This window comes from Pseudomonas lini, from assembly GCF_964063345.1.
GTDB lineage: Bacteria > Pseudomonadota > Gammaproteobacteria > Pseudomonadales > Pseudomonadaceae > Aquipseudomonas > Aquipseudomonas lini_B.
The window spans coordinates 1,034,305-1,054,216 of sequence record NZ_OZ061318.1; the positions used below are offsets into that span (position 1 = coordinate 1,034,305).

Consider the following 19,912-nt stretch of genomic DNA (forward strand, 5'->3'; position numbering starts at 1 on the left):
GGACGGCGAAAGCGTCCGGTTTTTTATTATCCCTTTGAAAATTTGTTGCCTGTGAGGCCGCCATCGCGGGCAAGCCCGCTCCCACAGTGAACTGTGGTGTGGCTGGATTTTGGGATCGACACGAAACCCTGTGGGAGCGGGCTTGCCCGCGAAGAGGCCCAAACTGGCACCGAAAATCTCACCGGAGAAACTCGGAAACCTTCCCCGCCGCAGCCGCCAAATGCTGCTCATGCGTAAACCCCGAAGCCTTCAACGGCTTCAAGTCATGGTCCGCCGCTTCCAGCCAAAACACCTCGATACTCGGCGCCAACGTGTAAGCCTCGACGGCCGCCCGATTACCCAGCGCATCTCGCTCACCCTGCACAATCAACGTGCGGGTCTTCAGCGCCGCCAGATGCTCGACCCGCGGCTTCTCCGGTTTGCCCACCGCATAAAACGGATATCCCAGACACACCAGCGCATCCGCGCCCAACTCATCAACCAACAAACTCGCCATCCGCCCGCCCATGGACTTGCCGCCAATGGCCAGGCGCCCAGCGACATGGCGTCGCACCAAGGCATACACCTCACGCCAGCATTCCTGCAATTTTGGCGCCGGGTTCGGGGGACGTTTACCGCCATCGATACGCCGCTGCGCCATGTACGGAAACTCGAAACGCAGCACGTTGACCCCATGCGCAGCAAGGCGCGCAGCCATGTCGCTCATCCAGTCACTGTCCATCGGCGCACCGGCGCCGTGAGCGAGAATCAGCGTCGCCGAGGCCGGCGTCGAGGCGGCATTCCACAACCATCCATGATCCCGCACGCACTGCGCCCATTGATCCCCGTCAATACTGGCCTTGTGCTCTTTGTCCATGCTTGCCTCGCTTTTAGTCTGCCTATAACTCCAGGCGAAGGGAGCGTCTGCCGTGCGGCTTACTCGCAAAGACAGGCCCTCACTTCGGCTGAACCGTGGATGGGGAACCATGAACACTTCAATCAGTACCGCCTACAACTACAAGGTGGTCCGCCAATTCGCCATTATGACGGTGGTGTGGGGCATCGTCGGCATGGGGCTCGGGGTTTTTCTCGCCGCCCAATTGGTCTGGCCTGAACTCAACTTCAACCTGCCGTGGACCAGCTTCGGCCGTCTGCGCCCGCTGCACACCAACGCGGTGATTTTCGCCTTCGGCGGCTGCGCCCTGTTCGCCAGTTCGTTGTACTCCGTACAACGTACTTGCCAGACCCGCTTATTTGCTCCCGCAGTTGCTGCGTTCTGCTTCTGGGGCTGGCAGCTTGTGATTCTCTTGGCGGCCATCAGCCTGCCACTGGGTTACACCAGTTCCAAGGAATACGCCGAGCTGGAATGGCCGATCGACATCCTGATCACCATCGTCTGGGTGGCCTACGCCGTCGTGTTCTTCGGCACGATCATGCAGCGCAAGACCAAACACATCTATGTCGGCAACTGGTTCTTCGGTGGATTCATCATCACCGTGGCGATCCTGCACATCGTCAACAACCTTGAGCTGCCGGTGAGTTTCACCAAGTCCTACTCGGTGTACGCCGGTGCGACCGATGCCATGGTGCAGTGGTGGTATGGACACAACGCCGTAGGCTTTTTCCTCACCGCCGGTTTCCTCGGGATGATGTACTACTTCGTGCCGAAACAGGCCGAGCGCCCGGTGTACTCCTATCGTTTGTCGATCGTGCACTTCTGGGCGCTGATCACCCTGTACATCTGGGCCGGCCCGCACCACTTGCACTACACCGCGCTGCCGGACTGGGCGCAGTCGTTGGGCATGGTGATGTCGCTGATCCTGCTGGCGCCAAGCTGGGGCGGGATGATCAACGGCATGATGACGCTCTCGGGCGCCTGGCATAAGTTGCGCAGCGACCCGATCCTGCGCTTCCTCGTGGTGTCGCTGGCGTTCTACGGCATGTCGACCTTCGAAGGGCCGATGATGGCGATCAAAACGGTCAATGCCCTCTCCCACTACACCGACTGGACCATCGGCCACGTTCACGCTGGCGCACTTGGCTGGGTGGCGATGATTTCCATCGGTGCGCTCTACCACATGATTCCGAAAATCTTCGGCCGCACGCAGATGCACAGCATCGGCCTGATCAACGCGCACTTCTGGCTCGCGACCATCGGCACCGTGCTGTACATCGCATCGATGTGGGTCAACGGCATCGCCCAGGGCCTGATGTGGCGCGCTGTCAACGAGGACGGCACGCTGACCTATTCCTTCGTCGAAACCCTGGTGGCCAGCCACCCAGGCTTCGTCGTGCGACTGGTGGGCGGCGCGATCTTCCTCAGTGGCATGTTCCTGATGGCTTACAACACCTGGCGCACCGTGCGGGCCTCGCAGCCTGTCGAAGCCGCCGCTGCCGCGCAGATAGCCTGAGGAGTCCGCGATGAAACACGAAACAATCGAGAAAAACGTCGGCCTGCTGATGTTGCTGATGGTGTTCGCCGTGAGCATCGGCGGCCTGACCCAGATCGTCCCGCTGTTCTTTCAGGACGTGACCAATAAACCGGTCGAAGGCATGAAGCCCTACACCGCGTTGCAACTGGAAGGTCGCGACATTTACATCCGCGAAGGCTGCGTCGGTTGCCATTCACAAATGATCCGCCCGTTCCGCGCCGAGACCGAGCGCTATGGCCACTACTCGGTGGCAGGGGAAAGCGTCTGGGATCATCCGTTCCTCTGGGGTTCGAAACGGACCGGGCCTGACCTGGCGCGCGTCGGCGGTCGCTACTCCGAAGACTGGCACCGCGCGCATTTATACAACCCGCGCAACGTGGTGCCGGAATCGAAGATGCCGGCCTACCCATGGCTGGTCGCCAATCAGGTCGACAGCAGCCATACCGAAACCAAGATCCGCGCCATGCGCACCCTCGGCGTGCCGTACACCGACGAAGACATCGCCGGTGCAGCGGCTTCGCTCCAGGGCAAAACCGAAATGGACGCGCTGGTTGCCTATCTGCAAGTGCTCGGCACTGCCATCAAGAGCAAGAGGTGAGCCATGTCCATGCCCTTTGAAATAGTCAGCGAAATGAGCAGTGGAATGATCCGCGGTCTGGGCACGGTCGTGGTGTTCGTGGCCTTCGTCGGCCTGACGCTGTGGGTGTTCAACAGCAAGCGTAATCCGGAGTTCGCCGAAGCGCGCCTGCTGCCGTTCGCCGACGAGCCGCCATCCGAAAACAGCACCCAACAAGAATCCGCCACGAGGAGTACCCGGCCATGACCACCTTCTGGAGTACGTGGATCTGCGTACTGACCATCGGCAGCCTGATCGGCCTGACCTGGTTGCTGATCGGTACGCGCCGAGGGGAAACCAAGGGCAGCACTGACCAGACCATGGGCCACAGCTTCGACGGCATCGAGGAGTACGACAATCCGCTGCCGCAGTGGTGGTTCATGCTGTTCGCCGGCACGTTGGTGTTTGCCGTCGGCTACCTGATCCTTTACCCGGGCCTGGGCAACTGGAAAGGCATATTGCCCGGTTATGAAAACGGCTGGACCGGCGTCCACGAATGGGAAAAGGAGATGAACAAGGCTGACGCGAAGTTCGGGCCGATCTTCGCCAAATTTTCCGCCATGCCCATCGAAGAAGTGGCGAAGGACCCGCTGGCACTGAAAATGGGCGGTCGCCTGTTTGCGTCCAATTGCTCGGTGTGCCACGGCTCGGACGCCAAGGGCGCGTTTGGTTTCCCGAACCTGGCCGACAGCAATTGGCGCTGGGGCGGCGATGCCGACATGATCAAAACGACAATCATGGGTGGTCGCATGGCCGCGATGCCGGCCTGGGGTGAAATCCTCGGCGACGCTGGCGTGAAAAACGTCGCCGCTTATGTGCGTCATGAACTGGCCGGCCTGCCCTTGCCGGAAGGCAGCACAGCTGATCTGCGCGCTGGACAGCAAGCGTTCAGCACCACCTGCGTAGCCTGTCATGGGGCAAACGGCCAAGGCACTGAAGCCATGGGAGCGCCGAATCTGACGCAACCGGCCGGATTTATCTACGGTACAAGCCTGGCGCAACTGCAACAAACCATTCGTCATGGCCGCCAGGGCCATATGCCGGCGCAGAACGAACTGCTCGGCAACGACAAGGTGCAATTGCTGGCCGCTTATGTGTATAGCCTGTCTCAGGGGCTGAGCACCGAGCGTTTACAGGCTGAAGGCAAAAGCAAATAAATCTCGTCCGCTCTGCTGCCGCATTCACCCGGATGCGGCAGTTCCCTGCCCCTTTGCGACGCATTGTCGCACCCTCCCTTGGTCTTCCTTTCGGTTCGCCGGATTCGGGTCTAAGCTTCCCTGCGATGCGGACTGGTCAGCGCCGGTTCCAGGTCGACCCAACTCGATGTGTTCGACGACTCTGCTTGATGACAGGCCGCAAAGGCTGGTAGATACCGGCTGCCATGCCAATTGCCATCCATCGCCCGTTCGTTATGTTTGAACACACCCCGTTACATCCGACCTGCCCCCCTCACCATTTTCATCCGTTGCGACATTTGTCCGGGGGCAATTTTGTCCTTACGCGGCGCATGGAAAGGCCGCAGAATCAGCTTTTGAAAGCATTGACCCACGTCATGGCGCGTTGCAATGACCCCCCGCTTTCTCCATACTTGCGGCCGATTTTTACTCCTAATAAAACACCCAAACCGTGGAACCTTAGAATGAGCACAGCAATCAGTCCGACTGCTTATAACTATAAGGTAGTCCGCCAGTTCGCCATCATGACGGTGGTCTGGGGGATCCTTGGCATGGGGCTTGGTGTCTTCATCGCCTCACAGCTCGTATGGCCGGAATTGAACTTCGGTCTGCCGTGGACGACTTTTGGACGCTTACGCCCGCTGCACACCAACCTGGTGATTTTCGCCTTCGGTGGTTGTGCGTTGTTTGCCACTTCCTATTACGTCGTGCAGCGAACCTGCCAAACGCGACTGATTTCCGACAGCCTCGCGGCCTTCACCTTCTGGGGTTGGCAAGCGGTGATTGTCGGCGCGATCGTGACCTTGCCGCTGGGTTACACCACCACCAAGGAATACGCGGAACTGGAATGGCCCCTGGCTATTCTGCTGGCCATCGTCTGGGTTACTTACGGTCTGGTGTTCTTCGGCACCATCACCAAGCGCAAGACCAAGCACATCTATGTCGGTAACTGGTTCTACGGTGCCTTCATCGTCGTGACGGCGATGCTGCACATCGTCAACCACGCCTCCCTGCCGGTCAGTTTCTTCAAGTCCTACTCGGCCTACGCCGGTGCGACTGACGCAATGATCCAGTGGTGGTACGGCCACAACGCCGTGGGCTTCTTCCTGACCACTGGCTTCCTGGGGATGATGTACTACTTCGTTCCGAAGCAGGCCGAGCGTCCGATCTACTCCTATCGTCTGTCGATCGTGCACTTCTGGGCGCTGATCACCCTGTACATCTGGGCCGGTCCGCACCACCTGCACTACACCGCTCTGCCAGACTGGGCTCAGTCCCTGGGCATGGCGATGTCGATCATCCTGCTGGCACCAAGCTGGGGCGGCATGATCAACGGCATGATGACCCTGTCGGGCGCCTGGCATAAGCTGCGCACCGACCCGATCCTGCGCTTCCTCGTGGTATCGCTGGCGTTCTACGGCATGTCGACCTTCGAAGGCCCGATGATGGCCATCAAGACCGTCAACTCGCTGTCGCACTACACCGACTGGACCATCGGCCACGTACACGCCGGCGCTCTTGGCTGGGTAGCGATGATTTCGATCGGCGCGATCTACCACATGATCCCGAAACTGTTCGGTCGTGCGCAGATGCACAGCATCGGCCTGATCAACACGCACTTCTGGCTCGCGACCATCGGTACCGTTCTGTACATCGCGTCGATGTGGGTCAACGGCATCACCCAAGGTCTGATGTGGCGTGCAATCAACGATGACGGCACCCTCACCTACTCGTTCGTCGAAGCGCTGCAAGCCAGCCACCCTGGTTTCATCGTTCGCGCCCTGGGCGGTGCGTTCTTCGCCAGCGGCATGCTGTTCATGGCCTACAACGTATGGCGTACCGTACGTGCCTCGAACCCGGCTGAAGCCAAAGCTGCTGAACAGATTGCTGTAGTTGGAGCTCACTGATGAAGCATGAAGCAGTCGAGAAGAATATTGGCCTGCTGGCCTTCTTCATGGTTATCGCCGTCAGCATCGGCGGCCTGACTCAAATCGTTCCGCTGTTTTTCCAGGACGTCACCAACAAGCCGGTCGAGGGCATGAAGCCTCGCACCGCCCTTGAGCTGGAAGGCCGCGACGTGTACATCGCCAACGGTTGTGTCGGCTGCCACTCGCAGATGATCCGCCCGTTCCGTGCTGAAACCGAACGTTACGGCCACTACTCGGTCGCCGGTGAAAGCGTTTGGGACCACCCGTTCCTGTGGGGTTCCAAGCGTACCGGTCCGGACCTGGCCCGTGTCGGCGGTCGTTACTCCGATGACTGGCAGCGTGCGCACTTGTACAACCCGCGCAACGTAGTGCCTGAGTCGAAAATGCCGGCTTACCCGTTCCTCGTGGAAAACAAGCTCGACGGCAAAGACACCGCCAAGAAAATGGAAGTCTTGCGCACGCTCGGCACCCCTTACACCGACGAAGACATCGCCGGTGCCAAGGATGCCGTGAAGGGCAAAACCGAAATGGACGCGCTGGTGGCCTATCTGCAAGGCCTGGGCACCATCATCAAAAGCAAACGGTGATTTAGATGGATATCGGGATGATACGTGGCCTGGGCACCGTTGTTGTGATGGTGGCCTTCATCGGTCTGGCGCTGTGGGTGTTCAGCCCCAAGCGCAAGTCGGAGTTTGAAGACGCGACCTTGCTGCCTTTCGCGGATGATCCCGAAGCCATCAAGCACGTCGAGCAAGCTTCTAGGAGTAACAAAGAATGACTACGTTCTGGAGTCTGTACGTCACAGTCCTCAGTCTCGGCACCATCTTCGCCCTGACCTGGCTGCTGCTGTCCACCCGCAAGGGCCAGCGCAGCGAATCCACCGATGAAACGGTCGGTCACTCCTTCGACGGGATCGAGGAGTATGACAATCCGCTGCCAAAATGGTGGTTCATGCTGTTCGTGGGCACCATCATCTTCGCCCTCGGCTATCTGGTGCTGTACCCGGGCCTGGGTAACTGGAAAGGTCTGTTGCCGGGTTACAACTACCTCGATAACGACAAGCAGACCGCGTTCGCCAACGGCCAGGCTGGCTGGACCGGCGTTCACGAGTGGGAAAAGGAAATGCTCAGGTCGGACGCCAAATTCGGCCCGATCTTCGCCAAGTTTGCTTCCATGCCGATCGAAGAAGTCGCCAAAGACCCGCAAGCCCTGAAGATGGGTGGCCGCTTGTTCGCCTCCAACTGCTCGGTCTGCCACGGTTCCGACGCCAAAGGCGCCTACGGTTTCCCTAACCTGACCGACGCCGACTGGCGCTGGGGCGGTGAGGCAGAAACCATCAAGACCACCATCATGGGCGGTCGTCACGCCGTGATGCCGGCTTGGGCTGCAGTGATCGGCGAGCAAGGCGTTGCGGACGTTGCCGCGTTCGTGCTGACCAACCTGGATGGCCGCAAGCTGCCGGAAGGCACCAAGGCCGATCCGGTTGCCGGCCAGAAACTGTTCGCCGCCAACTGTGTGGCGTGCCATGGCCCGCAAGGCAAAGGCACCCCAGCAATGGGCGCCCCTGACCTGACCCACCCGGCGGCGTTCATCTACGGTTCGAGCTTCGCTCAGCTGCAGCAGACCATCCGTTACGGCCGTCAGGGCCAGATGCCTGCGCAAGAACAGCTGCAAGGCAACGACAAGGTTCACCTGCTGGCCGCTTACGTCTACAGCCTGTCTCATGGTGAGAAAGCTCCGACGGAAGACGCCCAGTAAGATCCACGCCTGACCGATGCATATAGGCCCCGCCAATGAAAGTTGGCGGGGCCTTTTTATTCGCCCTCGGCTTAAGCGGTGGCTATGCAGATGACGCGAGGCGCGGGTCGGCTCCTGTTACTTGCGCACTCGCGCTTCGGCTGCTATTCGACGAGTGGACCAGTTGTTGCCTTTGACGACGCTGACCTCAATGCTCTGCCTGTCCTCGATAAAACTGGCGATCAGATACGTTTGCTGCGAAGACGATCCGCTCAGGAAAACCGGCACCTCGCCAAAAAGCTCTTCCCCAAGGCCATACCATCCGGCGCCCCAATGGTCATGACCACCGAACACCGCGGTAACCTTGTAGGTGTTGATCATCTCCTTGAAGCGCTGGATCTGGGCCGCGCTAGCCTTTCTCCAGTCATAGACCTTGTGCATGTTCAAGATAATGATCTTTCCGTCAGCCCGCGCCCGAGCCAGATCTTTATCCAGCCAGTCAAGCGCATCGGTGATTTCATAGGTGGTTGTCTTAACGATCCCTGAAGTGAAGGTAACGGTATAAGTCGGCTCCTTGTGCAACTGAACCATGTGCACATCACCGAAGGTTTTTGAATAGGCGAGGCTGCCGTAATAGGTTGTACCTAGCCCCGAAGCTCGAGCCGCCAAGTCCATAGAATCAACTTTACCCCAATAACGGCTTTTTAAATCATCAACACTCCCGGCCGCACAATTATTGAGAAAACAATCATCTACGTTATTGGCGTAATCATGATTACCCAGGCCGTAGTCATACGCGCCCTCCAGCGTGTCCTCGAACACGGTACGCATGAACGAACGTTCGCCACCATGCCCGAACGACGTGATGTCTCCGTTAATCATGACGGGTACGCGAGCCGCGCCGCCATTGAGCTTGCGAAAACTGGCCATACTGGAATATTGCGCATCAATCAGTTCAGCCGAACGCTTTTCGACATTCGGATCACGGATATCGGCATCAGTCAGATCACTCCACGGATATTGCGAATCAGAGGCGAAGATCAAGTGCGCGGGCAATTCTTCAACGGCCCATGCCGGAAACCCGGTCAATATTAAAAGTAGTCCCAGCCATCGCGGGGAACTAAAGGTTAAGTTCATAGAAATCCTTTTCATGACACGATAGTTATTTAAATACACAGACGTTATATGCTGCGTCTCCAAACTTAGGGTAATACGAACGACAAGACAATTAGTGTGACCTTTTGGATTACTAACAGATATGTCGACCTCCCATTTCCCACCGCAACCGGCCAAGGCCAGCGTCATGAAGCAGCTATAGTCAATTGATCTGGGTCACGACTTGTTACATCCGCTACACCATCCGCCCCCGCCACCCAACGCGACCAAAGGTCGCACCCTTGACCCAGAGCTACAGGCGTATCATTGCGCCACTGCAACACCTCTTTTTGACCGCGGTCGGCACGTACTGACCGGGGCATTTTTCCACTGCCGTGGGATGCAATGATGAGCAATCAGATTCCGGTACACGACGTCACTCCGCCTGCCAAGAACGCGAACAACAGCGTCGACCTCTACGCCTCTCGAGAAAAGATCTACACCCGCGCCTTCACCGGCCTGTTCCGCAACCTGCGGATGATCGGCGGTGCCGGGCTGTTTCTGCTGTATTTCGGCACGGTATGGCTGAACTGGGGCGGTCATCAGGCCGTCTGGTGGAACCTGCCGGAGCGTAAATTCTTCATTTTTGGCGCGACCTTCTGGCCACAGGATTTCATCCTGCTCTCGGGCATTCTGATCGTCAGTGCCTTCGGCCTGTTCTTCATCACCGTGTATGCCGGTCGGGTCTGGTGCGGCTACACCTGCCCGCAAAGCGTCTGGACCTGGATCTTCATGTGGTGCGAGAAGGTTACCGAGGGTGACCGCAACCAGCGCATCAAGCTCGACAAGGCGTCGATGAGCGCCAACAAGTTCGTGCGTAAACTCAGCAAGCACACGATGTGGCTGCTGATCGGTTTCGTGACCGGCATGACCTTCGTCGGTTACTTCTCGCCGATTCGCGAACTGGTGCTCGACTTCTTCACCGGCCAGGCCGATGGCTGGTCGTATTTCTGGGTCGGTTTCTTCACCCTCGCCACCTACGGCAATGCCGGTTGGTTGCGCGAGCAGGTGTGCATCTACATGTGCCCGTATGCACGCTTCCAGAGCGTAATGTTCGACAAGGACACGCTGATCGTCTCCTACGACCCGCGCCGTGGCGAGAGCCGTGGCCCGCGCAAGAAAGGCATCGACTACAAGGCTCAGGGCCTGGGCGATTGCATCGACTGCACCATGTGCGTCCAGGTCTGCCCCACCGGTATCGACATCCGCGACGGCCTGCAAGTCGAATGCATCGGCTGCGCGGCGTGCATCGACGCCTGCGACAGCATCATGGACAAGATGGATTACCCGCGCGGCCTGATCAGCTACACCACCGAGCACAACCTGTCGGGGCAAAAAACCAATAAACTGCGTCCGCGCCTGATTGGCTATGCCACGGTGCTGCTGGCGATGATCGCGTTGCTGATGACCGCGTTCTTCATGCGTTCGCTGGTCGGTTTCGATGTCAGCAAAGACCGCGTGTTGTACCGCGAGAACGCCGAAGGCCGGATCGAAAACGTCTACAGCCTGAAGATCATGAACAAGGACCAGCGCGACCACACCTATGTGCTGGAAGCCACCGGCCTGCCGGATCTCAAGCTGCAAGGCAAGCGCGAGATCAAAGTCGCCGCCGGGGAGATTTTCAGTCAGCCGGTCGAACTGTCCAGCGCACCGGAACAACTGCCGTCGAGCACCAACGAGGTGAAATTCATCCTCAAGGATGCCGATGACGCCAACGTGCACGTTGAAGCCAAGAGCCGATTCATCGGCCCACAAATTCGTTGAGAGAAGTGATCATGCCCGCAGCAACTGCCGCAAGTCCCTGGTACAAGCACCTTTGGCCGTGGATCATCATCGCCATCCTGGCCTGCTCGGTGACTTTGACCCTGTCGATGGTGACCATCGCGGTGAACAACCCGGACAACCTGGTCAACGACAACTACTACGAGGCTGGCAAGGGCATTAACCGTTCGCTGGACCGCGAACTGCTGGCCCAGACCCTGCAACTGCGTGCCAGTGTGCACCTGGATGACGTGACCGGCGAAGTCGACCTGCGCCTGAGCGGCAACAGCACGCCTGCAACCCTTGAGCTGAACCTGATTTCGCCAACCCAGCCAGAGAAAGATCGCAAGATCACCCTGGCCCGCAGCGAAACCGAACAGGGCCGCTACATTGGCCAGTTGAGCGACAAGATTGAAGGTCGTCGCTTCGTCGAGTTGCTGGGCGTACAGGATGACAAGACCTGGCGCATGTTCGAAGAAGAACAGGTCAGCCATGCCAAGGATTTGCTGCTCGGTGATGAGCCGCTGCAAGGCGCGGAAGACCTGAAAAAATAAGCCTTACCCTGATCGTTCCCATGCTCTGCGTGGGAACGCAGCCAGGGACGCTCCGCGTCCCAGCCGAAGCGGACGCGGAGCGTCCGGGGAGGCATTCCCACGCAGAGCGTGGGAACGATCATCGGAACACGCCCCATGACCAGTCCAACCCCCTGCTACCACTGCGCCCTGCCCGTCCCGGCCGGCAGTCGCTTCACGGCCGCCGTCCTCGGGGAAACCCGCGAGTTCTGCTGCCCGGGTTGCCAGGCAGTGGCCGAGGCCATCGTGGCCGGTGGGCTGGAAAGCTATTACCAGCATCGCAGCGAAGCCTCGGCCAACCCCGAAGCCTTGCCGGTGCAGTTAGTAGATGAGCTGGCACTGTACGACCGCGCCGATGTGCAGCAACCCTTTGTCCGCCACGAAGGCGAACTCGCCGAAACCACCCTGTTGATGGAAGGCATCAGTTGCGCCGCCTGCGGCTGGTTGATCGAAAAACACCTGCGCGCCTTGCCTGCGGTGGCCGAAGCACGCCTGAACCTGTCCAACCATCGCCTGCATGTGCGCTGGGCCGACGCGCAATTGCCATTGAGCCAAGTGCTCAGCGAATTGCGCCACATCGGTTACGCCGCCCACCCTTATCAGGCCGACCGCGCCAGCGAACAGCTGGCCAGCGAAAACCGCCTGGCCCTGCGTCAACTCGGGGTCGCTGGGTTGCTGTGGTTCCAGGCGATGATGGCAACGATGGCCACCTGGCCGGAATTCAACATTGACCTCAGCCCCGAGCTACACACCATCCTGCGCTGGGTCGCGCTGTTTCTGACCACTCCGATTGTGTTTTACAGTTGCGCGCCGTTCTTCAAGGGGGCGATGCGCGATCTGCGCACCCGTCACCTGACCATGGACGTCTCGGTGTCGCTGGCGATCGGCAGTGCCTATATCGCCGGGATCTGGACCTCGATCACCGGGGTTGGCGAGCTGTATTTCGATGCAGTGGGGATGTTCGCGCTGTTTCTACTGGCCGGGCGTTATCTGGAACGTCGTGCCCGCGAACGCACCGCCGCCGCGACCGCTCAACTGGTCAATCTGTTGCCCGCCTCCTGCCTGCGGCTGAGCGCTGACGGCCAGAGCGAGCGGATTCTGCTCAGTGAGTTGCGCGTGGGCGATCAGGTGCTGGTGCATCCCGGTGCGATCCTGCCGGCCGACGGCAAGATTCTCGACGGTCAGTCGAGCATCGACGAATCCCTGCTCACCGGCGAATACCTGCCACAACCACGAATCCTGGGCGATGCCGTCACCGCCGGCACCTTGAACGTTGAAGGGGCGCTGACCGTGGAAGTCCTGGCGTTGGGTCAGGACACGCGACTGTCGGCCATCGTCCGCCTGCTGGATCGCGCCCAGGCCGAAAAGCCGCGACTGGCGGAAATCGCCGACCGCGCCGCGCAATGGTTTTTGCTGTTGTCACTTATCGCGGTGGCCGCCATTGGCCTGCTGTGGTGGGAGCTGGATGCTTCGCGGGCCTTCTGGATTGTCCTGGCGATGCTGGTTGCGACGTGCCCGTGCGCCTTGTCGCTGGCCACGCCAACTGCCCTCACCGCCGCCACCGGCACGCTGCACAAGCTCGGTCTTTTGTTGACGCGCGGCCATGTACTGGAAGGCCTGAATCAGATCGACACGGTGATTTTCGACAAGACCGGCACCCTCACCGAAGGTCGGCTGGCCTTGCGTTCGATCCGGCCGCTTGGTGCCTTCACCAGCGATCAATGCCTGAGCCTCGCCGCCGCTTTGGAAAACCGTTCCGAGCACCCGATTGCCCGAGCCTTTGGCCGCGCACCGCTGGCCGCCGAAGAAGTTCACAGCACGCCGGGCCTGGGCCTGGAGGGGTTGGTCGGCGCACAACGCCTGCGCATTGGCCAACCGGGGTTTGTCTGCGAACTCAGCGGCGCTCAGACGCCAGTAATGCCCGATGAGCCCGGCCAATGGCTGCTGCTCGGCGACAATCAAGGGCCGCTGGCGTGGTTCGTGCTCGATGACCGTTTGCGCGCCGACGCGCCCGCCCTGCTGGCGGCCTGCAAGGCTCGCGGCTGGCGCACGTTGCTGCTGTCCGGCGACAGCTCACCGATGGTTGCCAGCGTCGCTGCCGAATTGGGCATCGACGAGGCCCATGGCGGTTTGCGTCCGGACGATAAATTGCAGGTGCTGCAACAACTGCACAAGGAAGGTCGCAAGGTGTTGATGCTCGGTGACGGGGTCAACGACGTGCCGGTGCTGGCCGCCGCCGACATCAGCGTGGCGATGGGTTCGGCCACCGATCTGGCGAAAACCAGTGCCGACGCGGTGCTGCTGTCGAACCGCCTCGACGCGCTGGTGCAAGCCTTCAGCCTGGCCCGTCGGACCCGTCGGGTCATCATCGAGAACTTGCTGTGGGCAGCGCTGTACAATGGCCTCATGTTGCCGTTCGCTGCCCTCGGCTGGATCACTCCGGTATGGGCTGCGGTTGGCATGTCGATCAGTTCGTTGACCGTGGTGTTGAATGCCCTGCGCCTGACTCGCCTGCCAAGCGCGCCGGCTACCAGCACCACGCCAGAAACCCGCCCGCTGCCGGCCTGAGCCGCGCGGGCATGGAGTCCAGATGCCAGCTCTCTACGTGATGATCCCGGCCGCGCTGCTGATCGTGGCCATCGCTATCTATATCTTCTTCTGGGCGGTCGACAGCGGTCAGTACGACGACCTCGACGGTCCGGCCCACAGCATCCTGTTCGACGATCAGGACCCGAACCACAAGGCAGCGGTCGACGAGGCCAGCGGCCATCCGGCCAAACCGGACGACAAGGCGCCGCCTCATGCTTGAGTTGGCGCCACTGTTGGTGTCTGCGCTGATCCTCGGCCTGCTCGGCGGCGGGCATTGCCTGGGCATGTGCGGAGGCTTGATGGGCGCATTGACCCTGGCGATTCCCAAGGAACAGCGCAGCCGACGCTTTCGATTGTTGCTGGCCTACAACCTGGGGCGAATTCTCAGCTACGCCGCGGCCGGCCTGCTGATCGGCCTGGCCGGCTGGGCCGTGGCCAATAGCCCGGCGGCGATGTTCATGCGCATCCTCGCCGGACTGCTGCTGATCGCCATGGGCCTGTACCTGGCCGGCTGGTGGAGCGGCCTGACCCGCATCGAAAGCCTCGGTCGCGGCCTGTGGCGGCATATCCAGCCGGTAGCCAACAAACTACTGCCAGTGTCGAACCTGCCCCGTGCCCTGCTGCTGGGCGCACTCTGGGGCTGGCTGCCGTGCGGGTTGGTCTACAGCACATTGCTGTGGTCGGCGAGCCAGGGCAATGCGCTGGACAGTGCATTGCTGATGCTGGCATTCGGGCTGGGCACCTGGCCGGTGCTGCTCGCCACAGGGCTGGCGGCCGAGCGCGTCACGGCGTTGTTGCGCAAACGCAGCATACGCATGACCGGTGGCTTGCTGGTGATGGTGTTCGGTATCTGGACCTTGCCGGGGCCGCATCAGCATTGGCTCATGGGGCATTAGATCGGCAGTGGCCCCATCGCGGGCAAGCCCGCTCCCACAGGATTTGAGAATGCCCAATTCGGTGGTCCAAACACAACCCTGTGGGAGCGGGCTTGCCCGCGATGAGGCCCGCACCTGCGACACAGATCCCGACCGTTGATGCAAATCAACATGCCCATACGCTCCTCCCCCTAGACTCGCCCACACTGCCAGCCTATCCGGGGGAATGCCCGCATGCTCGACGCCATTCGTTGGGACACTGATCTGATCCGCCGTTACGACCTGGCGGGCCCGCGCTACACGTCGTACCCGACCGCCGTACAGTTCGACAGCCAGGTCGGCACCTTCGACCTGTTTCATGCCCTGCGCGACAGCCGTAAAGCCCTTCGGCCGCTGTCGCTGTATGTGCACGTGCCGTTCTGCGCGAACATTTGCTACTACTGCGCCTGCAACAAAGTCATCACCAAAGACCGCGGCCGTGCCCTGTCCTATTTGCAGCGTCTGGAACAGGAAATCCAGCTGATTGCCTGTCATCTCGACCCCTCGCAGAAAGTCGAGCAGCTGCATTTCGGCGGCGGCACACCGACCTTTCTCAGCCATGACGAACTGCGCCAGTTGATGGCTCAGCTGCGCAAGCATTTCAATCTGCTGGACGACGATTCCGGCGACTACGGCATCGAGATCGACCCTCGCGAGGCTGATTGGTCGACCATGGGCCTGCTCCGGGAACTGGGCTTCAACCGGGTCAGCATTGGCGTTCAAGACCTTGATCCGGCGGTGCAACGGGCGGTCAATCGCCTGCAAAGCCTGGAAGAAACCCGTGCGGTGATCGATGCCGCCCGAACCCTGCAATTTCGCTCGATCAACATCGATCTGATCTACGGCCTGCCAAAGCAGACACCCGAAAACTTCGCCCGCACCGTCGACGAAGTCATGAGCCTGCAACCGGATCGGCTCTCGGTGTTCAACTACGCCCATCTGCCGGAACGCTTCATGCCGCAACGGCGGATCAACAGCGACGAACTGCCGACACCGGCGCAAAAACTGGAAATGCTCCAGGGCACCATCGAGCAGCTGACCAAAGCCGGTTACCGCTATATCGGCATGGACCACTTCGCGCTGCCCGACGATGAACTGGCGATTGCTCAGGAAGAATCGACCCTGCAACGTAACTTCCAGGGCTATACCACCCACGGTCATTGCGATTTGATCGGTCTGGGAGTATCGGCGATCAGCCAGATCGGCGATTTGTACTGCCAGAACAGCAGTGATCTGAATCAGTACCAGAACACGCTGGCCAGCGCACAGCTGGCCACCAGCCGGGGTCTGCTGTGCAACGCCGATGACCGCCTGCGACGTGCGGTCATCCAACAACTGATCTGCACTTTCGGTCTGGAATTCGCCCAGATTGAACAAGCCTTCAACATCGACTTTCAGGGTTACTTCGGCGAACTCTGGCCACAGTTGCAGGGAATGGCCGACGACGGACTGATCGAACTTGATAATGAACGGATTACCGTACTGCCCGCCGGACGATTGTTGGTGCGTTCGGTGTGCATGGTGTTCGACGCGTACCTGGAACAGCAAAATCGCCAGCGGTTTTCACGGGTTATCTAGCCATCAGCTCACTGGCCGGTCTGCTAAATGCTGATTTTACGCCCCTGCGACAAAATCGCCGCGTGCCTGAATGTCCTCCCGTGGGTTACCCTTACAGCTTATGTGTGTTTTTCCCACAAGGATTAAAGAAATGTCCGAGCCAGTAAAGCTGCGCGCTCATAGTCAGGCCCATTGCAAGGATTGCAGCCTGGCCCCTCTCTGCCTGCCACTTTCTCTGAATCTGGAAGACATGGATGCGCTGGACGATATCGTCAAACGTGGTCGCCCGCTGAAAAAAGGCGAGTTTCTGTTTCGCCAGGGCGACACGTTCGATTCCGTTTATGCAGTACGCTCCGGCGCCCTGAAAACCTTCAGCCTGAGCGATGGTGGCGAAGAGCAGCTCACTGGCTTCCACTTGCCGAGTGAACTGGTCGGCCTGTCGGGCATGGACACTGAAAAGCACCCGGTCTCGGCGCAAGCCCTGGAAACCACCTCGGTGTGCGAAATCCCTTTCGATCGCCTCGACGAACTGGCCCTGCAACTGCCACAACTGCGCCGTCAGTTGATGCGGGTAATGAGCCGCGAGATTCGCGACGATCAGCAGATGATGTTGCTGCTGTCGAAGAAAACCGCCGACGAGCGCATCGCCACTTTCCTGGTCAACCTGTCGGCACGTTTCCGCGCCCGGGGCTTCTCGGCCAACCAGTTCCGGTTGAGCATGTCGCGCAACGAGATCGGCAACTATCTGGGTCTGGCGGTGGAAACCGTGTCCCGGGTGTTCACCCGTTTCCAGCAAAACGAACTGATCGCCGCCGAAGGCAAGGAAATCCACATCCTCGACCCGATCCAGCTCTGCGCCTTGGCCGGCGGTTCGCTCGAAGGCTGATAGCGACGATTGCGGCTGAGCGAAACGGTTCAGCCGCCGTTATACTGCGACGTTTGCAGCCCGCCAGGACACCTCGACGATGGTCTTCGACTCCTTCGACATCAAATCCTTGATCCGCCCCGTGATCGACTTCCCCAAGCCGGGCGTGATCTTTCGCGACATCACCCCATTGTTCCAGTCACCCACGGCCCTGCGCCTGGTGATGGACAGCTTTGCCCATCGTTACGTCGAAGCCGACTTCACCCACATCGGCGCCATGGATGCCCGTGGCTTTCTGATCGGTTCGATCCTGGCCTATCAGCTGAACAAACCGCTGGTGCTGTTCCGCAAGCAGGGCAAACTGCCGGCCGACGTGCTGGCCGAGGGTTATGCCACCGAGTACGGCGAAGCGTTTCTCGAAGTCCATGCCGACAGCTTGTGTGAGGGTGATGCGGTGGTGATGTTCGATGACCTGATCGCCACTGGCGGCACGCTGATCGCGGCGGCCAACCTGATTCGGCGCATGGGCGCCCGGGTGCATGAAGCGGCGGCGATCATCGACTTGCCGGAGCTGGGTGGCTCGCAGCGGCTGGAAGACATGGGGATTCCTACTTTCTGTTTGACGCAGTTTGCCCTTACCGATAAATAAGCAGCGTCTGTACTGACGCCATCGCGGGCAAGCCCGCTCCCACAAGGTCAGCGCGGAACCTGTGGGAGCGGGCTTGCCCGCGATGGCGTCAGCCGCAACACCGCCTATTTCAAAGCCCCATTTGCTTGCTGATGATCTCGTTCATCACTTCCCGCGTCCCGCCGCCAATCGACAGAATCCGGTTATCGCGATACAGCCGCTCCACCAGACTTTCACGCATGTAACCCAGACCGCCGAGAATCTGCACCGCATCGGTCGTAATGCGATCAGCCGTGTCGGTAGCAAAATTCTTGGCCATGGAAATCTCCTTGATCACACTCTGCCCGGCGGCCATTTTCGCCGCCTGGCGGTAGGTGAATTCCCGTGACACCTCCAGCGCCGTGGCCATTTCCGCGAGACGGTGCTTGAGCACCTGGAACTTGCCGATGGGTTTGCCAAAGGCTTCACGCTGACGAGCCCACTTCAGGCTCTCCTCTAACGCCAACTGCGCGGTCATGTTGGCCATCAGTGCCAGGGCCAGACGCTCGCTCTGGAAGTTGCCCATGATGCAGGCGAAGCCCATGTTCTCGGCCCCGATCAGATGGCTAACCGGCACCCGGCAATCATCGAAAAACAATTCGGCGGTGTCCGACGCCCACCAGCCCATTTTCCTCAACTGCCGACCGACGGTGAAACCGGGCGTGCCCTTCTCGATCAGCAACAAACTGATACCGCCAAACCCCGGCTCGCCGGTGCGCACCGCGACGGTGTAGAAATCCGCACGAACGCCGCTGGTAATGAAGGTTTTGCTGCCGCTGACCCGGTAAAAGGCGCCGTCACGTACGGCGCGGGTTTGCAGATTGGCGACGTCGGAGCCGCCGCTGGGCTCGGTGACGGCCAGGGCGCTGATCTTCTCGCCCGCCAGCACCTGAGGCACAACGCGATCGCGGACTTCGGGCCTGGCCCACTTGAGGATCGGCGGCAGACCAATGTCCAGCGAGCCCAGCCCCGCGACCAGACCACCGGAACCGCAGCGCATCAGCTCTTCACTGGCGGCGATCTTGGCGAACACATCGCCTTCGTGGCTGCCACCCAAGGCTTCTGGATAACCAATGCCCAGAATCCCCGCCATGCCGGCCTTTAAGTAGAGCTCACGGGGGAAGCTTTCGGCTTCTTCCCACTGGTCGATGTCCGGAAGAATCTCGCGTTCGACGAAACGTCTGACGCTGTCGCGGACCAATTGGTGGCTGGGGTCGAAGTATTCCTGAAAGGCAGGCATCGGCGAGCTCCACTGAAGGTTCAGCGAAGTTAACCGAGCGCTTGCTTGGTTTTCAATAGAGCTGTGTGAATCAGATGGACCGAGGTGCTTGCCCTCGAAGGGGCCAGTTCAGACACTACAAGGCAATCGGCTTACGCCCGGCAAACGAATGCGCCAATGTCCCGCCGTCCACCAGCTCCAGCTCGCCACCCAACGGCACGCCATGGGCGATTCGCGAGGCGATCAGGCCTTTGTTGCTGAGCAACTGGGCGATGTAATGCGCCGTGGCTTCGCCTTCCACCGTCGGGTTGGTGGCGAGGATGACTTCGGCAAACGTGCCCGCCTCTTCGATCCGCGCCATCAATTGGGGAATACCGATGGCGTCCGGCCCCAAGCCGTCGAGCGGCGACAGGTGGCCTTTGAGCACGAAGTAGCGACCGCGGAAACCAGTCTGCTCCACCGCGTAAACATCCATCGGACCTTCCACCACACACAGCAAGGTGTCGTCGCGGCGTGGATCGGCGCATTGCGGGCACAGATCGTCCTCGGTCAGCGTGCGGCACAAGCGGCAGTGGCCCACTCCTTCCATGGCCTGGCTCAGCGCCTGGGCCAGTCGCGAACCGCCGCTGCGATCACGCTCAAGCAGTTGCAACGCCATGCGCTGGGCAGTTTTCTGACCCACACCCGGCAAAATTCGCAGGGCATCGATCAGTTGGCGAATCAAAGGGCTGAAGCTCATGGGGAAA

20 protein-coding genes are annotated in these 19,912 nt (G+C 60.2%); 16 read left to right on the plus strand and 4 right to left on the minus strand.

All coding sequences use genetic code 11. The features are described from left to right. Positions 1-178: 178 nt before the first annotated feature. The gene (locus AB3226_RS04790; protein WP_367372227.1) at positions 179-856 is read right to left on the minus strand and encodes an alpha/beta family hydrolase; all 678 of its coding nucleotides are present in this window, start codon (positions 854-856) and stop codon (positions 179-181) included. 109 nt (positions 857-965) lie between these two features. Here AB3226_RS04790 and ccoN (AB3226_RS04795) point away from each other — a divergent pair, with 109 nt between their 5' ends. The 8 genes from ccoN (AB3226_RS04795) to ccoP (AB3226_RS04830) all read left to right on the plus strand — a co-directional run bounded on the left by ccoN (AB3226_RS04795) (position 966) and on the right by ccoP (AB3226_RS04830) (position 7,888). Continuing rightward, on the plus strand, positions 966-2,390 hold the full coding sequence (gene ccoN / locus AB3226_RS04795) for a cytochrome-c oxidase, cbb3-type subunit I (protein WP_367372228.1): 1,425 nt from the start codon (positions 966-968) through the stop codon (positions 2,388-2,390). Positions 2,391-2,400: 10 nt separating this feature from the next. Beyond that, positions 2,401-3,009: a cytochrome-c oxidase, cbb3-type subunit II gene (gene ccoO / locus AB3226_RS04800; protein ID WP_367372229.1), complete on the plus strand. Its 609-nt coding sequence runs from the start codon at positions 2,401-2,403 to the stop codon at positions 3,007-3,009. Between the two features lie 21 nt (positions 3,010-3,030). Then, positions 3,031-3,234: a cbb3-type cytochrome oxidase subunit 3 gene (locus tag AB3226_RS04805; RefSeq protein WP_367375752.1), complete on the plus strand. Its 204-nt coding sequence runs from the start codon at positions 3,031-3,033 to the stop codon at positions 3,232-3,234. Beyond that, complete coding sequence (gene ccoP, locus AB3226_RS04810) at positions 3,231-4,184, plus strand: cytochrome-c oxidase, cbb3-type subunit III (RefSeq protein WP_367372230.1); 954 nt, start codon at positions 3,231-3,233, stop codon at positions 4,182-4,184. The genes AB3226_RS04805 and ccoP (AB3226_RS04810) overlap by 4 nt, the downstream gene beginning before the upstream one ends. 482 nt (positions 4,185-4,666) lie before the next feature. Then, entirely contained in the window at positions 4,667-6,109 is a 1,443-nt protein-coding gene (ccoN, locus tag AB3226_RS04815; protein WP_123360008.1) for a cytochrome-c oxidase, cbb3-type subunit I, read from the plus strand. Beyond that, positions 6,109-6,717 carry a cytochrome-c oxidase, cbb3-type subunit II gene (ccoO, locus tag AB3226_RS04820; RefSeq protein ID WP_367372231.1) on the plus strand — a complete coding sequence of 203 codons (609 nt, stop codon included), beginning with the start codon at positions 6,109-6,111 and terminating at the stop codon, positions 6,715-6,717. The genes ccoN (AB3226_RS04815) and ccoO (AB3226_RS04820) overlap by 1 nt, the downstream gene beginning before the upstream one ends. A 5-nt stretch (positions 6,718-6,722) precedes the next feature. Further along, positions 6,723-6,908, plus strand: a complete 186-nt coding sequence (locus tag AB3226_RS04825; RefSeq protein ID WP_003175465.1) for a CcoQ/FixQ family Cbb3-type cytochrome c oxidase assembly chaperone — start codon at positions 6,723-6,725, stop codon at positions 6,906-6,908. Beyond that, positions 6,905-7,888 carry a cytochrome-c oxidase, cbb3-type subunit III gene (ccoP, locus tag AB3226_RS04830; RefSeq protein ID WP_367372232.1) on the plus strand — a complete coding sequence of 328 codons (984 nt, stop codon included), beginning with the start codon at positions 6,905-6,907 and terminating at the stop codon, positions 7,886-7,888. The genes AB3226_RS04825 and ccoP (AB3226_RS04830) overlap by 4 nt, the downstream gene beginning before the upstream one ends. Positions 7,889-8,005: 117 nt before the next feature. Here ccoP (AB3226_RS04830) and AB3226_RS04835 read toward each other — a convergent pair whose 3' ends face one another. Further along, a complete protein-coding gene (locus AB3226_RS04835; protein ID WP_367372233.1) occupies positions 8,006-9,004 on the minus strand; it encodes a metallophosphoesterase in 999 nt (332 codons plus the stop codon). A gap of 366 nt (positions 9,005-9,370) precedes the next feature. On the opposite strand from AB3226_RS04835, the gene ccoG reads away from it, so the two are divergent. The 8 genes from ccoG to AB3226_RS04875 all read left to right on the plus strand — a co-directional run bounded on the left by ccoG (position 9,371) and on the right by AB3226_RS04875 (position 17,929). Then, entirely contained in the window at positions 9,371-10,786 is a 1,416-nt protein-coding gene (gene ccoG / locus AB3226_RS04840) for a cytochrome c oxidase accessory protein CcoG (protein ID WP_367372234.1), read from the plus strand. An 11-nt stretch (positions 10,787-10,797) separates the two neighbouring features. Then, positions 10,798-11,337, plus strand: a complete 540-nt coding sequence (locus AB3226_RS04845; protein ID WP_367372235.1) for a FixH family protein — start codon at positions 10,798-10,800, stop codon at positions 11,335-11,337. Positions 11,338-11,472: 135 nt separating this feature from the next. Continuing rightward, positions 11,473-13,923 carry a heavy metal translocating P-type ATPase gene (locus tag AB3226_RS04850; RefSeq protein ID WP_367372236.1) on the plus strand — a complete coding sequence of 817 codons (2,451 nt, stop codon included), beginning with the start codon at positions 11,473-11,475 and terminating at the stop codon, positions 13,921-13,923. Positions 13,924-13,945: 22 nt separating this feature from the next. Further along, a complete protein-coding gene (gene ccoS, locus AB3226_RS04855; protein ID WP_007905420.1) occupies positions 13,946-14,164 on the plus strand; it encodes a cbb3-type cytochrome oxidase assembly protein CcoS in 219 nt (72 codons plus the stop codon). Further along, complete coding sequence (locus AB3226_RS04860; protein ID WP_367372237.1) at positions 14,157-14,840, plus strand: sulfite exporter TauE/SafE family protein; 684 nt, start codon at positions 14,157-14,159, stop codon at positions 14,838-14,840. The genes ccoS and AB3226_RS04860 overlap by 8 nt, the downstream gene beginning before the upstream one ends. Positions 14,841-15,053: 213 nt before the next feature. Further along, positions 15,054-16,436 (plus strand): oxygen-independent coproporphyrinogen III oxidase, encoded by a 1,383-nt coding sequence (gene hemN / locus AB3226_RS04865; protein WP_367372238.1) that lies wholly within the window; start codon positions 15,054-15,056, stop codon positions 16,434-16,436. Positions 16,437-16,566: 130 nt separating this feature from the next. Continuing rightward, positions 16,567-17,301: a fumarate/nitrate reduction transcriptional regulator Fnr gene (gene fnr / locus AB3226_RS04870; protein ID WP_123360018.1), complete on the plus strand. Its 735-nt coding sequence runs from the start codon at positions 16,567-16,569 to the stop codon at positions 17,299-17,301. 79 nt (positions 17,302-17,380) lie between these two features. Next, positions 17,381-17,929 carry an adenine phosphoribosyltransferase gene (locus AB3226_RS04875; RefSeq protein ID WP_367372239.1) on the plus strand — a complete coding sequence of 183 codons (549 nt, stop codon included), beginning with the start codon at positions 17,381-17,383 and terminating at the stop codon, positions 17,927-17,929. Positions 17,930-18,038: 109 nt separating this feature from the next. Here the strand turns inward: AB3226_RS04875 and AB3226_RS04880 are convergent, their stop codons facing one another. After that, complete coding sequence (locus tag AB3226_RS04880) at positions 18,039-19,187, minus strand: acyl-CoA dehydrogenase family protein (protein ID WP_367372240.1); 1,149 nt, start codon at positions 19,185-19,187, stop codon at positions 18,039-18,041. A gap of 115 nt (positions 19,188-19,302) precedes the next feature. Beyond that, positions 19,303-19,905 carry a recombination mediator RecR gene (gene recR / locus AB3226_RS04885; protein WP_095051991.1) on the minus strand — a complete coding sequence of 201 codons (603 nt, stop codon included), beginning with the start codon at positions 19,903-19,905 and terminating at the stop codon, positions 19,303-19,305. Positions 19,906-19,912: the final 7 nt, after the last annotated feature.

What these genes read in the sequence shown, in the direction of transcription:
- ccoS (WP_007905420.1), top strand. Translation starts at nt 13,946, where the DNA reads ATGCCAGCTCTCTACGTGATGATCCCGGCCGCGCTGCTGATCGTGGCC.
- AB3226_RS04880 (WP_367372240.1), bottom strand. Translation starts at nt 19,187, where the DNA reads ATGCCTGCCTTTCAGGAATACTTCGACCCCAGCCACCAATTGGTCCGC.
- AB3226_RS04790 (WP_367372227.1), bottom strand. Translation starts at nt 856, where the DNA reads ATGGACAAAGAGCACAAGGCCAGTATTGACGGGGATCAATGGGCGCAG.
- ccoO (WP_367372231.1), top strand. Translation starts at nt 6,109, where the DNA reads ATGAAGCATGAAGCAGTCGAGAAGAATATTGGCCTGCTGGCCTTCTTC.
- AB3226_RS04860 (WP_367372237.1), top strand. Translation starts at nt 14,157, where the DNA reads ATGCTTGAGTTGGCGCCACTGTTGGTGTCTGCGCTGATCCTCGGCCTG.
- AB3226_RS04875 (WP_367372239.1), top strand. Translation starts at nt 17,381, where the DNA reads ATGGTCTTCGACTCCTTCGACATCAAATCCTTGATCCGCCCCGTGATC.
- ccoN (WP_367372228.1), top strand. Translation starts at nt 966, where the DNA reads ATGAACACTTCAATCAGTACCGCCTACAACTACAAGGTGGTCCGCCAA.
- AB3226_RS04835 (WP_367372233.1), bottom strand. Translation starts at nt 9,004, where the DNA reads ATGAACTTAACCTTTAGTTCCCCGCGATGGCTGGGACTACTTTTAATA.
- ccoP (WP_367372232.1), top strand. Translation starts at nt 6,905, where the DNA reads ATGACTACGTTCTGGAGTCTGTACGTCACAGTCCTCAGTCTCGGCACC.
- AB3226_RS04850 (WP_367372236.1), top strand. Translation starts at nt 11,473, where the DNA reads ATGACCAGTCCAACCCCCTGCTACCACTGCGCCCTGCCCGTCCCGGCC.
- fnr (WP_123360018.1), top strand. Translation starts at nt 16,567, where the DNA reads ATGTCCGAGCCAGTAAAGCTGCGCGCTCATAGTCAGGCCCATTGCAAG.
- ccoO (WP_367372229.1), top strand. Translation starts at nt 2,401, where the DNA reads ATGAAACACGAAACAATCGAGAAAAACGTCGGCCTGCTGATGTTGCTG.
- ccoG (WP_367372234.1), top strand. Translation starts at nt 9,371, where the DNA reads ATGAGCAATCAGATTCCGGTACACGACGTCACTCCGCCTGCCAAGAAC.
- ccoP (WP_367372230.1), top strand. Translation starts at nt 3,231, where the DNA reads ATGACCACCTTCTGGAGTACGTGGATCTGCGTACTGACCATCGGCAGC.
- AB3226_RS04845 (WP_367372235.1), top strand. Translation starts at nt 10,798, where the DNA reads ATGCCCGCAGCAACTGCCGCAAGTCCCTGGTACAAGCACCTTTGGCCG.
- hemN (WP_367372238.1), top strand. Translation starts at nt 15,054, where the DNA reads ATGCTCGACGCCATTCGTTGGGACACTGATCTGATCCGCCGTTACGAC.
- ccoN (WP_123360008.1), top strand. Translation starts at nt 4,667, where the DNA reads ATGAGCACAGCAATCAGTCCGACTGCTTATAACTATAAGGTAGTCCGC.
- recR (WP_095051991.1), bottom strand. Translation starts at nt 19,905, where the DNA reads ATGAGCTTCAGCCCTTTGATTCGCCAACTGATCGATGCCCTGCGAATT.
- AB3226_RS04825 (WP_003175465.1), top strand. Translation starts at nt 6,723, where the DNA reads ATGGATATCGGGATGATACGTGGCCTGGGCACCGTTGTTGTGATGGTG.